At 51.9% G+C, this 13,886-nt stretch carries 13 protein-coding genes; 3 read left to right on the top strand and 10 right to left on the bottom strand.

From position 1 onward, the window contains the following. Positions 1-14: 14 nt before the first annotated feature. The 10 genes from recG to ASG34_RS11375 form a co-directional block, all read right to left on the bottom strand. Entirely contained in the window at positions 15-2,066 is a 2,052-nt protein-coding gene (gene recG / locus ASG34_RS11420; protein WP_055830918.1) for an ATP-dependent DNA helicase RecG, read from the bottom strand. A gap of 20 nt (positions 2,067-2,086) precedes the next feature. After that, on the bottom strand, positions 2,087-4,303 hold the full coding sequence (locus ASG34_RS11415) for a RelA/SpoT family protein (RefSeq protein ID WP_055830605.1): 2,217 nt from the start codon (positions 4,301-4,303) through the stop codon (positions 2,087-2,089). A 6-nt stretch (positions 4,304-4,309) separates the two neighbouring features. Then, a complete protein-coding gene (rpoZ, locus tag ASG34_RS11410; RefSeq protein WP_055830603.1) occupies positions 4,310-4,525 on the bottom strand; it encodes a DNA-directed RNA polymerase subunit omega in 216 nt (71 codons plus the stop codon). A gap of 53 nt (positions 4,526-4,578) precedes the next feature. Beyond that, the gene (gene gmk, locus ASG34_RS11405; RefSeq protein WP_055830600.1) at positions 4,579-5,190 is read right to left on the bottom strand and encodes a guanylate kinase; all 612 of its coding nucleotides are present in this window, start codon (positions 5,188-5,190) and stop codon (positions 4,579-4,581) included. Further along, positions 5,187-5,927, bottom strand: a complete 741-nt coding sequence (locus ASG34_RS11400) for a proteasome-type protease (protein ID WP_055830598.1) — start codon at positions 5,925-5,927, stop codon at positions 5,187-5,189. The genes gmk and ASG34_RS11400 overlap by 4 nt, the downstream gene beginning before the upstream one ends. A gap of 105 nt (positions 5,928-6,032) precedes the next feature. Continuing rightward, positions 6,033-6,869, bottom strand: coding sequence for a transglutaminase family protein (locus ASG34_RS11395; RefSeq protein ID WP_055830596.1), 837 nt, complete (start codon positions 6,867-6,869; stop codon positions 6,033-6,035). A 104-nt stretch (positions 6,870-6,973) separates the two neighbouring features. Next, the gene (locus ASG34_RS11390) at positions 6,974-7,918 is read right to left on the bottom strand and encodes an alpha-E domain-containing protein (RefSeq protein ID WP_055830594.1); all 945 of its coding nucleotides are present in this window, start codon (positions 7,916-7,918) and stop codon (positions 6,974-6,976) included. Continuing rightward, positions 7,912-9,405 carry a circularly permuted type 2 ATP-grasp protein gene (locus tag ASG34_RS11385; protein ID WP_055830591.1) on the bottom strand — a complete coding sequence of 498 codons (1,494 nt, stop codon included), beginning with the start codon at positions 9,403-9,405 and terminating at the stop codon, positions 7,912-7,914. Before ASG34_RS11385 ends, ASG34_RS11390 begins: the two co-directional genes overlap by 7 nt. A 193-nt stretch (positions 9,406-9,598) precedes the next feature. After that, positions 9,599-10,120: a hypothetical protein gene (locus ASG34_RS11380; protein ID WP_055830590.1), complete on the bottom strand. Its 522-nt coding sequence runs from the start codon at positions 10,118-10,120 to the stop codon at positions 9,599-9,601. 108 nt (positions 10,121-10,228) lie between these two features. Further along, positions 10,229-11,122, bottom strand: coding sequence for a YicC/YloC family endoribonuclease (locus tag ASG34_RS11375; protein WP_055830588.1), 894 nt, complete (start codon positions 11,120-11,122; stop codon positions 10,229-10,231). 132 nt (positions 11,123-11,254) lie between these two features. On the opposite strand from ASG34_RS11375, the gene ASG34_RS11370 reads away from it, so the two are divergent. From ASG34_RS11370 to rph, 3 genes are read left to right on the top strand one after another with little or no spacing between them, the layout of a single operon-like run. Then, entirely contained in the window at positions 11,255-12,190 is a 936-nt protein-coding gene (locus tag ASG34_RS11370; RefSeq protein WP_055830586.1) for a serine/threonine protein kinase, read from the top strand. 25 nt (positions 12,191-12,215) lie between these two features. Beyond that, positions 12,216-13,145 carry a PP2C family protein-serine/threonine phosphatase gene (locus ASG34_RS11365; protein ID WP_055830585.1) on the top strand — a complete coding sequence of 310 codons (930 nt, stop codon included), beginning with the start codon at positions 12,216-12,218 and terminating at the stop codon, positions 13,143-13,145. Between the two features lie 20 nt (positions 13,146-13,165). Next, positions 13,166-13,885, top strand: coding sequence for a ribonuclease PH (gene rph, locus ASG34_RS11360; RefSeq protein WP_055830582.1), 720 nt, complete (start codon positions 13,166-13,168; stop codon positions 13,883-13,885). Position 13,886: the final 1 nt, after the last annotated feature.

Below are 13,886 nucleotides of genomic sequence, written 5' to 3'. Positions count from 1 at the left end.
CGTTGGTTACTGACTTACACTTTTACCAGTTCGTCGCCATGACTCAACCAGCGTTGCAGATGTGCTGCCACCGCCTGCGGTTCGCGTTGTAACAGCTGATCCGCCATTTGCTTGGCTGCTTGCAGTAATTCTACATCCCGTTCCAGGTCGGCAATTTTCAGCATGGGCACACCGCTTTGACGGATGCCCAGCAATTCGCCCGGACCACGGATATGCAGATCGGCTTGCGCAATATGGAAGCCATCATTGCTTTCGTAAATCACCTTCAGCCTGGCGCGGCCTATCTGTGAACATTGCTGTTTGTTATATAGCAAAATGCAGGTACTTTTGGCCGCGCCGCGACCCACACGGCCACGTAACTGGTGCAATTGGCTTAAACCCATGCGCTCGGCATGCTCTATCACCATCAGGCTGGCGTTTGGCACATCCACACCCACTTCAATCACCGTGGTGGCCACCAGCAGATGGATCTGGTTGGCAGAAAAAGCCTGCATCACTGCCTGCTTTTCGGCTGACTTCATGCGCCCATGCACCAAGCCCACCTGCAGCTCAGGAAATGCCTGCTGCATATACGCATAGGTATCATTGGCGGTTTGCAATTGCAGGGTTTCCGACTCTTCAATCAACGGGCACACCCAGTAAGCCTGATGGCCCTGGGCGCAAGCCTCGCGTACACGCTGTAATATCTCGTCGCGGCGGTCATCCGCCACCAGTTTGGTTGCCACGGGGGTACGGCCGGGCGGCAGCTCATCAATCACCGATACATCAAGGTCGGCGTAATAACTCATGGAAAGCGTACGTGGAATAGGTGTGGCGGACATCATCAACTGGTGCGGTTCCAGATCGCTACGCTGGCCTTTTTTGCGCAATGCTAAGCGCTGGTGCACGCCGAAGCGATGTTGCTCATCTACAATCGCTAACCCTAATTGTTTAAACTGCACTTCTTCCTGAAATAGAGCATGCGTGCCTACCGCTAAAATAGCGTCACCATTGGCAATGCGCGCCAGTGATTGCTCACGCGTTTTTTTATTCTGGCTGCCCGTCAGCCAGGCAATCTCTATACCTAAAGGCGTTAACCAGCTACTCAGTTTTTTGTAATGCTGTTCAGCGAGGATTTCAGTCGGTGCCATCATGGCTACCTGCCAGCCATGTTCTATCATCTGTAATGCTGCCAGGCATGCAACGATGGTTTTCCCGCTGCCGACATCGCCAAGCAACAGCCGTTGCATAGGGTGTGGCTGGCTCAGGTCATTGCTGATTTCGGTGATGACTTTTTGTTGTGCCGTGGTGAGTTCAAATGGGAGGCTAGCCAGTAAACGTGCATTCAATGTTTGGGAGCGCGGCGTTGCCGGCGCGAGTGCCTGTTTACGGCGGGCATAGTGCTGGCGCATGGATAATTGCTGCGCCAGTAACTCGTCATAGGCCAGCCGTTGCCAGGCGGGATGACTATGGTTTTCCAGGGTAGGTAAGGCGATTTCCGGGCTGGGCTGGTGCAGTAGTTGCAGGCTGCTGGCAAAGTCTGGTAACTGCAACGGTGTGTATACCCAGGCAGGTAATGTTTCCTGCAAATACTCCGCTTTTAACACCAGGTTCACCGCTTTGCGGATGGTGTTCTGGCTAAGACCCGCGGTGGTCGGGTAGACCGGTGTCAGGGCAGTGCTGACCGGGGTATCTTCTTTGACCTTGCGTTGCTGCGGGTGCACCATCTCATAGCCGAAAAAGCCGGGGCGCACTTCGCCAAAAGCGCGGATGCGGGTACCGGTCTGCATAGCGGCAATCTGGCTGGGATAAAAGTGGATAAAGCGTAAATTGATGATGCCGGTATCATCCTGCACCCGCACATTGAGCATTTTGCGTGGCTTGTAACTGACTTCGTTATGCACCACCATGCCTTCAATCTGCGCCTGTTCTCCCTGCCGCAAATCGCGGATGGCGGTGACATGGGTTTCATCCAGATAGCGTAGCGGTAAATGCAGCAGCAAGGCCTGCGGCGTGTGTATAGCCAGTTTTTCCAGCTGGCTGCGTACGGCAGGGGTGAAACCTCGGATATCGCTCAAGGAAGGCATGCTGGCCATTCACCCGCCGTTTACTGGATACGTTGTTCTAGCTGGTTGCCCTTGACCCGGTTAATGCGCACCACTTGCTGGATCTTGCGAAGGTTGCGGATCAGGGTCGCCAGATGTACGCGGTTGTGCACCTGTAAGGTAAAGTTCACATTGGAATACTGGCTGCCATCGCTGGATTCGACACTGACGTTATCAATGTTGGCATCGGCATTGGCAATGGTGGCTGCAATTTTGGCCAGCATACCGCGTTCGTCGACCACAGAAATACGCAGGTTGACGCTGAACAGTTTTTTCGGGTCGGCATCCCATTCCACATCCAGCCATTTTTCCGGATCCAGCTTGAATTTGCGGATTGCCTGGCAATCATGGGTATGAATGACCAGCCCTTTGTCTTTATTGATAAAGCCCAGGATAGGGTCGCCCGGAATCGGCCGGCAGCAGGGGGCAAATTGCACTGCCATGCCTTCTGAACCACGGATGGTAATGGTATCCAGCGTCTTGCTTGTTTTATCTTCAGTGTCCGCCGGATGCGCCAGCAACTGGTGCGCAACCATCAGGCTGTTACGTTTGCCCAGCCCGATATCGGTCAGAATCATTTGCCTGGTTTTGGCGCCGTAGTCATTCATGACTTTTTGCCATTGCTTGTCCGAAATATCACCCGGCTGGATATGCATGGCGCGCAAAGCGACATTCAGCATACGCTCACCAAGCTGGGCAGATTCTTCGACTTTCACCGTTTTCAGGTAATGGCGGATATGCGAACGTGCTTTGCCGGTGACCACATAATTCAGCCAGGCCGGGTTGGGTTTAGCCAGTGGCGCGGTGATGATTTCCACATGGTCACCATTGCGCATTTCAGTCCGTAATGGCGCCAGCTCGTTATTGATTTTAACCGCCACGCAACTATTGCCGACATCAGAGTGCACGGCGTAAGCAAAATCCACCGCGGTAGAACCGCGTGGCAAGGCCATAATGTTGCCTTTAGGCGTGAATATATACACTTCATCCGGGAAAAGATCCACCTTGAAGTTCTCCAGGAACTCATGGCTGTCGTCACTTTCGGTCTGGATTTCCACCAGCCGTTGCAGCCACTGGTGGGTTTGCTGCTGCAGCTTGGTCAGGTGTGCATCGGTCGTTTTGTACAACCAGTGCGCGGCCACGCCCGCATCGGCGATATTGTGCATTTCCTGGCTGCGGATCTGTACTTCTATCGGCGTGCCGAACGGGCCAAACAGCGTGGTATGCAAAGATTGGTAGCCATTGGCTTTGGGAATGGCAATATAGTCTTTAAAACGGCCTGGAATGGGCTTGTACAAAGCATGTAATGCGCCCAATGCCAGATAGCAGGCGGCAGTGTCTTTTACAACCACGCGAAAACCGTAAATGTCACCAATTTGCGACAATTTCATCGATTTTTCACTCATCTTCTTGTAAATGCTGTAAAGGTGCTTCTCGCGACCTTCTACATTAAATTCAAGTTGATATTGTTTAAGCTGATTCTGAATGGATTCCAGAATCTTGCCAATCACTTCCTTGCGGTTGCCGCGCGCGGTGCGGATGGCCTTATCAATCACGCGGTAGCGGTTGGGATATAAATACTTGAGGCTAAGATCTTCCAGTTCATGAAAGATGGGGTTCAGGCCCAGTCGATTGGCAATCGGCGCATAAATATCCAGTGTCTCGCGCGCAATGCGTTTTTGCTTTTCCGGACGCATGGCGTCCATGGTTTGCATGTTATGCAGGCGGTCTGCCAGTTTAACCAGGATGACGCGCACATCCTGGCTCATGGCCAGCAACATTTTGCGGAAATTCTCTGCCTGGGCCTGAGTCGCGGTTTGCAGTTCGACTTTATCCAGCTTGGTCAGGCCATCGACGAGGTCGGCGACTTGCTTGCCAAATTTTTCTGCGATTTCCGCACTATTTACCTCGGTATCTTCCACCACGTCGTGCAGAAGAGCAGCCAGCAGGGTGGGCAAATCGAGGTGCAGCTTCGCCAGGATGCAGGCGACAGAAATAGGGTGGGTGATGTAAGGTTCGCCGGTTTTACGGGTTTGACCGGCATGCGCTTGTTCGGCATAGCGATAGGCCTGCCAGACCAGCTGTACTTCTTCTTCGTTAAGGTATTTCCGGATCAGCTGCGTGAGGGGGGAATCCTCACGGTCAGCCGGGAGTAAGTCTGCCGCTTCTAAAGGTGATTTAGACTTGCGATAGGAATGTTCACCTTGGGTATGCGGCATGACTGCTTAAGCCTGCCCTTTTTTTTCCAGAAGTTCAACGCCGATTTTGCCTGCGGCAATTTCACGCAGGGCAATCACGGTTGGCTTGTCTTTTTGCGCGTAACCGGCAACCAGCGGGTCGGAACCGTTAGCGATCTGTCGGGCGCGGTAAGCGGCTACCAGGGTTAATTGAAAACGATTAGGGATATTGTCCAAGCAATCATCGACGGTAATACGAGCCATATAAAACCTTTATATTGTATTGAATCACAGATCAGCGGCGGATTGCGCTGGTATCAGGTGAGTAATTGAATCAGTGACGCGTGGCAGGCAACCTGGCGGTCAAGCTGCAAGCGCTTGGCACGCACGATAGCCATTAAATCCTGTAGAGCCACGTCAAAATTGTCATTTATTGTAACATAATCAAACTCATGCACGTGACGCATCTCCTCACGCGCAGCCGCCAAACGCTTGGCAATCACGGCCTCGCTATCCTGGCCGCGTGCATTCAGGCGATGTGACAGTGCTTCAATCGAAGGTGGCAAGATAAAAATCGAAGTCACTTGCGGAAACAGGTTGCGGATCTGTTGTGCCCCTTGCCAGTCAATTTCCAGAATAACGTCACGCCCCTCGGCCAAGGCACTTTCAACTTCGGTTTGCGCAGTGCCATAGCGCGCGCTGTGTACATGCGCACTTTCAAGAAAGCCACCCTTATCCAGAATCTCCATAAATGCCGATTCAGGGACAAAATGGTAGTGGATACCGTCTTCTTCCCCCGGACGCGGTTCGCGCGTGGTGTGCGAGACTGAGAGTTTCAGTAAGGGATCTTGCGCCAGCATGGCACGCACCAGGCTGGTTTTACCGGCACCTGATGCTGCAGAAATGACAAATAGATGGCCATGACTCATTGTGAGCCCCATTCTGGATTAGGCAGGGAAGAGAATACTGCTCTCAAGCCTTCGCCCCAGCCTTTGTGTACGCTGGCGTAATACGGGTCACGTTCGGTCAGGCGTTGACGGCAATCCGCGGTCAGCGTGTCAGTACGGTAAATCATCAAATCAATAGGCATGGCAACAGAGATATTGCTGCGGATAGTGGAATCAAATGAAATCAGCACACATTTCACCGCTTCCATCATATCGGTTTTGTGGTTGATGACGCGGTCAATAATCGGCTTGCCATATTTGGTTTCGCCAATCTGCAAATAGGGCGTATCCGAGGTGGCCTCGATAAAATTGCCCGCCGCATAGACATTGAACAGGCGTGGTTTTTCACCCTTGATTTGCCCGGCCACCAGAATGCTGGCAGTGAAATCGATACCATGTTCCTTCAGCGTTTCGCCATCGCGATGATAAATGCTGCGCATGGCTGCGCCCACCACACTGGCGGCTTCAAACATGGAATGCACGCTGTATAAATTTGCGGTTTCCGGCTCGGGTTCCTTAAGCTGTTCACGCAATAAATTCACAACAGATTGGGTAATCGCCAGATTGCCCGCCGTGAGTAGCACAATCACACGCTCACCCGTTTGCTCGAAAACATGCGTTTTGGGGGCTATGGCTACCTGGTCAACACCCGCATTGGTGCGTGTGTCAGACGCGAGCACCAGCCCTTGTTCCAGCAGGATACCTACACAATATGTCATAACGGTATGGAAGAAAAAGCGGAGTCGCTAAAGTGACATGATAGCACGGGCGGTCTGCACGACTCCACTGTTGCGAGTTGGCCATCAATATGGGCGGGATGGGGTCTATTGTTGCGCGGAGAGAGCCTGTTGATACAACTGGTCAGTCTGGCGTTTACGCTGTTCATGCGTGACCGTTGCCAGCTGATTAACGCTGACCATGCTCGACATGCCTTCCTTGCCGCCGCCGATGCGGGTACCAGTCACCGGGCTCGCACTACGGTAATCCAGGCCGACAGCCAGCCGTACGTGAGTTTCATTGGTTAATAAGCCATTTGAAACATCCAGCCCCAGCCATTGTTCATTCTGCCAGACCTCGACCCAGGCATGAGTTTGCATCAGGCTGCCATCTTCGGTAAACAGGTAGCCGCTGACATAGCGTGCCGGCATGCCCAGGCTGCGGCAACAACCGAGAAAGGCATGTGCGTGGTCCTGGCAGACGCCTTTACCCAGCCGGAAAGCTTCGGCTGCTGGTGTATTTACCTGGGTGACCCCTTTTATGTAATGCATTTTGTCACGCAATGCATACATCAACTCAGTCACAGGTGCTTGTGCATACTGTTTCGCAAAGTCCGTCATCGCAGCATCTGCCTGGGTCAGGGGTGACTCCCGCAGATACAGTTCCACCGGCAACGGCTGGTGGGTGGCCAAACCTAAAACGCCGGTTTCCACTTCGCCTGCCACCGAGATCATTAATTCTGTATGCGGCTGGTCGATCACCAGGGTATGCGTAAGATTGCCATAAGTATCTTCAAACGCGTGGCACTGACCGTTGACTTTAATGTCCCAATGTTTGACGTGCTGACCCAGGCCATCGCGTGGCGTCAGGCGCAGTTGCTGAATGGTGTATTGCACCGCTTCGCTATAGATATACTGGGTGTGATGCTCAATATTCAGCAGCATACTAGCCTTGGCTTAAAAAGCGCCGCAATCGTGTCTGCACAATAACGATATACCTATTTCGCTATCAAGCTGAACAATCCGGCTTAAAGCCATCATAGTGTTGATCATGCAGTTGCACTTAAGAAGTTGCGCTGAATCTCTTCACCCAGTTTGCGGTTAGCCAGGATAAATTCATCCAGAAAGTGATGTACACCATCTTTGACGATATCCAGCATGCGACCGTAATGCAGTTTGGCATGCATTTGCCCGGCCAGGCGCTCAGCCTCGGTTTGCCGGCTGCCGGCAACCTGCCGCAAAATCGGCATAATCTCGGCGTAGCAGGCATGTAATGAGCGCGGCATATCCTCGCGCAGTATTAATAATTCAGAGACTTTGGTTGGCTCAATCGCATCGCGGTAAACCTTCTGGTAAGCCTGGAAAGCAGCGACTGAGCGCAACACAGCGCTCCATTCGTAATAATCCACCGCGCCCTCATTGGCTTCCTGCATGGGGATTAAAAACTCGTATTTCACATCCAGCAGGCGGGCAGTGTTGTCGGCACGCTCCATAAAAGTGCCCAGCCGGACAAAGCTGAACGCCTCGTCGCGCAACATGGTGCCGAAACACACGCCGCGGAACAGGTGGGAGCGGCTCTTTACCCATTCGCAAAACTCGCTCAACCCGGATTGCGTCAGGTCCTGTTTGATAAACTGGTCAAACTCCAGCCACAGCGTGTTCATGTTTTCCCAGGTTTCTACTGTCATCGCTACCCGCACGGCGCGCGCATTTTCGCGGGCACTGCGCAACGAGCTGTAAATGCTGGAAGGATTTTGGCTATCCATCACCAGGTGTTGAATCACTTGTGCAGCGCTGATATCTTTATAACTCGCCTCGTAAATATCCCTGACGCCGGCGATTTCCAGCACGCTGTCCCATAATTCTTCATCGTTGCTGGCATCGGAAGGTAGCAGCGACATACCGTAAGTCACATCCAGCACGCGCGCCACGTTTTCGGCCCGCTCGATATAACGCGCCATCCAATATAAATGATCTGCGGTGCGGCTTAACATATCACGGCCTCTTGAGATAACTGTTGAGCAGCCATTTGCGACTGCATTTGGTCGGCATACACATCATCGCGCTCCAGCACCCAGGTATCCTTGGTGCCGCCACCTTGTGACGAATTGACCACTAACGAGCCTTGCTTGAGGGCCACGCGCGACAATCCGCCGGGCACCACGCTGACAGTTTTGCCTGACAGCACAAATGGGCGCAGATCCACATGGCGTGGCGCAATTCCTTGGTCAACCAGTGTAGGGCAGGTTGATAAAGCTAATGTAGGTTGTGCAATGTAGTTTGATGGCTTGGAAACAATGCGTAGCCTGAATTCTTCAATTTCGCTTTTACTGGCAGTCGGGCCGACCAGCATGCCGTAGCCGCCTGAGCCTTGCACTTCCTTGACGACCAGCTCGGGCAGATGATCCAGCACATAGGCCAGATCATCTTCCTTGCTGAGTTGATACGTAGGTACGTTCTGCAGGATGGGAGACTCACCCAGGTAAAATTTAATCATCTCCGGCACATAAATATATGTTGCCTTGTCATCGGCCACGCCGGTACCTACGGCGTTAGCCAATGTGACGCCACCATTGCGGTAGACGGAGAGCAGACCCGGCACGCCCAGCATGGAGTCGGGCTTGAATACCAGAGGGTCAAGGTAGTCGTCGTCGATGCGGCGGTAAATCACGTCCACCCGTTGCGGGCCTTGCGTGGTGCGCATATAGACGGCGTTATTGCGGACAAACAAATCCTGGCCTTCCACCAGTTCAATACCCATTTGCTGGGCGAGGAAGGCATGTTCAAAGTAGGCGCTGTTGTAGGCGCCAGGAGAAAGTAATACCACGGTCGGGTCAGTGACCCCGGTCTGCGCGACAGAGCGCAAATTGTTTAGCAGCACATGCGGGTAGTGTTCGACAGGGGCAATCGGGTATTTTTTGAATAAATCAGGGAACAACCGCATCATCATTTTGCGGTCTTCCAGCATGTACGATACGCCAGACGGCGTACGCAGGTTATCTTCCAGTACATAGAACTGCGATTCGCTGGTGCGTACCAGGTCAATCCCGGCTACATGTGCATAAATCTGGTTTGGCACATTCACACCGACCATTTCCGGGCGGTATTGCGAGTTGGTCAAAATGCTGTGCGGCACAATGCCGGCCTTGATAATTTCCTGGTCATGGTAAATATCATGCAGGAACATATTCAGGGCGCGGACACGTTGCACCGCACCTTTGGAGAGATGCGCCCATTCACTGGCAGAAATCATGCGCGGGATCACGTCAAACGGAATCAGGCGCTCGGCTCCGTCTTCTTCACCGTAGACATTAAAAGTAATGCCGACACGGCGGAACAATACTTCGGCTTCAGCCCGTTTAGCCGCCAATTGCTGTGTAGGTACAGCACTCAACCAGCGGTCGTAAGCCTGGTAGATGCCACGTACATTGCCACCATACCCCTGCATTTCATCAAAAAACTGTTTGGCCGTTTGCGTCATGGTCCATGACCTTTACATTATTTGTATCTGATATCAGCAAGGTGTGTGCCAGCCAGAAAAATAGTTTTAAATCATTGAGTTAAGTAAAAACATGATTTCGAGAACATACTTAATGCACCATTAAGGTGCGTGTGAGGATGCGGTTATTGGTGCGATATTTTAGAAGTTGGATCCGTAAAGGTCTTGAAAGTGCTTATTTGTAGCTGAACGATTGCTCAAATTTTTCCAGAACCTTTAAATCCACTTCGGTGGGATTGACATAAGAAATATGCACATTGTTCCACTTGTTGCGATAGGCAAATAGAAAATAGACATGCCGTTGTTTGATATTTTTATCCTGAAAACTGTTTTCCAGCTCATAGCTGAGTTTGCAGTAATTGCTGTTGCAGCTTTTTTGCACGCTGGCCTGGTTGATCAACGGTTCTTTACTGGCCTTAGTCCAAAAGCAGTTCAGTACATTTTCATGTGAGTCACCGCCATCGCACGCTGGCGTATCCACATTGATTACTACCGAGAAGAAATTGGCGTTGCCATAATACATATAGTGATCGTTTGAATCCGCTTCCCTGACCGGCCGGAGCGGAGGTGCGTCGAAGCTAATCGCCCAGCCCTGGTCCGGGATAGTCAGGGTGGTAATTTCAGCAACGGAAAGTTGGGGAAATACGCTGGTCAAGACATAGACACAGAAAGGTAAAGCATAGCGGAGAAGAGGCATGGTTCTAGACCCTATGTTTTCTTGGAGTGATCTGACTATACCATCATGCCAGTAGGGTTAAGCCACTTTGCAGGCGAAGTGGCTTAATTATTATGCAAATTGTTGCATTTATTCAATATTCTGGATTTGTTCGCGCATTTGCTCGATCAGCACTTTTAACTGCATGGACACCTGGGTGGTTTCAATCGCTACTGATTTTGAGCCCAGTGTATTCGCTTCACGGTTCATTTCCTGCATCAGGAAATCCAGCTTTTTACCGACGGCGCCACCAACGCTAAGAATACGGTCCATCTCGGTAATGTGCGAATTCAGTCTCGCCAGCTCCTCATCCACATCGGTGCGCTGCGCATACAACACGATTTCCTGGCGCACGCGGTCATCATCGGCTTGCATCGCTTCGCGCAATTTGGCGGTGAGTTTTTCCTGATATTGCTGAATCGCTTGCGGTAATAACGGCTTCACAATGCTGATTTGCTCACGCACGCCTTGCAGCCTGTCCAGCAATACCTGTTTGAGTTTTTCGCCTTCACGCTGGCGCGCGGCAATCAGTTCGTCTATCGTCTGGCTCAGTCCCTGTTGCAGACTTTCTGCCATGGCTTCAGTATCTACCGCCTCAGTTTGCAATACGCCCGGTAACTTGAAAATATCCACCAGATTTACCGGCTGTGCTTGTGGGAAGTGCTGGTTCAGGTCTTTCAAAGTCTGTGCAATCTGCGCGACCATGGTTGGGTTCAGCGCCAGTTTACTGGTACTTGCGCTATCGCTTTTCAGGCTCAACCGGCATTCCACTTTGCCACGGCCAAGCCTGGTCTGCAGCTGTTCGCGCACCAACGGTTCAAACTGGCGCAAGCTGTCTTCAATTTTGACATTCAACTCCAGGTAACGATGATTCACTGCGCGCAATTCGATCAGTAACAGGCCTGCCGGAAAGCGGGTTTCGCTGTTGGCAAAGCCAGTCATACTTAAAATGGGTTGATGATTGGTATTCTTTTTGGAAGTCATTATTCGCTCCGAGCTAAGCGGGGGATTGTATCAAATGCGGTATCGATATGCGAAAATAGCGTTATAACAAGTTAACACAGTTTATTTCGTGTTTTCCTCAATAAAAGCCATGATAAGTACGTTAACCATTAAGTGAAGCTCGCCAATAAAATCGATATTGCACTGCCAGTAGGCACCGTGTTGCATGACTACACCATTACACGGGTGCTGAGTCTGGGCGGGTTCAGCTTCGTCTATCTGGCACAGGATAAACAGAAAAATACTGTCGCCATCAAAGAGTATATGCCGGTGACACTGGCCAAGCGCGATGGCCAGACGCATATCCGTTCTAACGGTAAAAATGAAGCCGCGTATAAACATGGCATGAAGTGCTTTTTTGAAGAAGGGCTGGCGCTGGCCAATATCGAGCACAAGAATATTGTGCGCGTGAAAAACTTCTTCCGCGCCAATAACACTGTGTATATGGTGATGAAATACGAGCGCGGCAAATCGCTGCAGGATTACATCATGGCGTTAACGCAGCCGGTGCCGGAAAACTTCATGATCCGCATGTTTGTTGAATTGCTAAATGGTTTGCGTGAGGTGCATAGCCGTAAACTGCTGCACCTGGATATCAAACCGGCCAATATTTATATACGACTGGATGGCTCGCCGGTGTTGCTGGACTTCGGTTCGGCACGCCAGGCCTTGTCCGAGGTGACACTGGCGCCGACTTACACGCCGGGTTTTGCACCGCCGGAACAATACATAGACCGCAAGCATTTGGGCCCGTGGAGCGATATTTACAGCATAGGTGCCAGCATGTATGCCTGCCTGCAACGTTCATCGCCGCTGGCCGCCAATATCCGCCTCAATGAAGATACACTGGTGCCGGCGATACAGCTAGGCAAGCAAATTTATTCAGAAAAACTGTTATCGATTATTGATGACTGTATGCATATTGATTACCTGCAACGGCCGCAAAGTGTGTTTTCATTGCAGAAAAAAATGATAGAGGTGCATGTGGCAGATGACGCCCGTGGCTCCCTGGTCGATAAAATTATTAAAGTGCTCACCAAACCACTATGAAACATTTGACGAAACGCTTGATGCCATGAAGTTTTCAATTGCGCAAGGCAGCCGCCAGGGGCCGCGTCCGTATAACCAGGATCGGCTGGCATACTCCTATCACAGGCATTCCATTTTGATGGTGTTGGCCGATGGAATGGGTGGTCACCAGCATGGCGATGTCGCGGCCGAAATTGCAGTCAAAACCATGGTGGAAGCCTTCCAGCGCGAATCTGACCCGCTCATCGCGCAGCCGGCGCAGTTTCTTCGTGAACAGATCGGCCAGGTGCACGACGTGATTGAGAATGTGCGTGTGCGCAAGAAGTTATCCGAATCGCCGCGCACGACAATCGTTGTCGCCTTGATCCAGCACAACAAACTGTTTTGTGCGCATGTCGGCGATTCCCGTCTCTATTTATACCGCAACGGCCTGGAAGAGTTCCAGACCCAGGATCACTCCGTAGTGCAATCGCTATTGCGTGAAGGCAGGATCACCGCCGAGCAGATTGAGCGACACCCGCATCGCAACAAAATCTATAATTGCCTGGGTGGCGACAAACCGCCGCAAGTTGACCTGGCTGACCCTATGCCGCTCAGCGAGGGCGATGTCATTTTGCTATGCTCGGATGGTGTATGGAATACGGTGCCTGCCATCACCATGGCGCAGCATATGCTGGCCGCCAATATGCAGGATGGCGTCACGCGCCTGCTGGATGATGCCGATACCGCCAGCATTACCGTCGGTGATAACATGAGTGCCATCGCCTTGCAGTGGGGTGAAAGAAATACCGCCCCACTGGCAGTGTCTACCCTGGATTTACCAGGTGACGGGACGACCACCATGCTCAACCATGCCGGGACCATGCCGCACCCGCATGCGCTTGATCTGACCGATGACGAAATTGAAAAGGCCATTGCCGATATACAGGATGCGCTGGGCAGAACCGGCCAGCATCTCAAAAAACAAGAAACTTGAAACAGACAGGAAAATTTGAAATGACCAGACCCAGCCAACGTGCCAACGACCAGTTGCGCAGCATAGAAATCATCCGCAGCTACACCAAACACGCCGAAGGCTCAGTCTTGGTCAAATTTGGCGATACCCATGTGATTTGCACCGCCAGTATCGAAGAAAAAGTGCCCGGCTTCCTCAAAGGCAAAAACCAAGGCTGGGTGACTGCCGAATACGGCATGCTGCCACGTTCTACCGGTTCACGTATGGATCGCGAAGCTGCCCGTGGCAAGCAAACCGGTCGCACCCAGGAAATCCAGCGCCTGATCGGCCGCAGTCTGCGCGCGGTGATCGATATGCAAAAGCTGGGCGAGCGCACCATCCATTTTGACTGTGACGTGATCCAGGCCGATGGCGGGACGCGCACAGCCAGCATCACCGGCGCTTATGTGGCGATGGTCGATGCCGTCAGCACTTTGCTGGCAAAAGGTTTGCTCACTGAAAGCCCGATTAAAGATTCAGTCGGTGCGATTTCGGTCGGTGTTTACCAGGGTATTCCGGTGCTGGATCTGGATTATATTGAAGACTCCGACTGTGATACCGACATGAATGTAGTCATGACCGGCAGCGGCGGTTTTGTCGAAATTCAGGGCACCGCCGAAGGCGAACCTTTCAGCCGCGACGCGATGAACGAAATGCTGGATCTGGCAGCCAAAGGCATTGCCGAATTATCTAAACTGCAACAACAGGCATTAGCGAAATAAC

Source organism: Methylophilus sp. Leaf416 (genome assembly GCF_001424665.1).
Classification (GTDB): Bacteria; Pseudomonadota; Gammaproteobacteria; order Burkholderiales; family Methylophilaceae; genus Methylophilus.
Note: the sequence above shows the minus strand (reverse complement) of the source record. Positions and strands in the feature narration are given on the sequence as shown.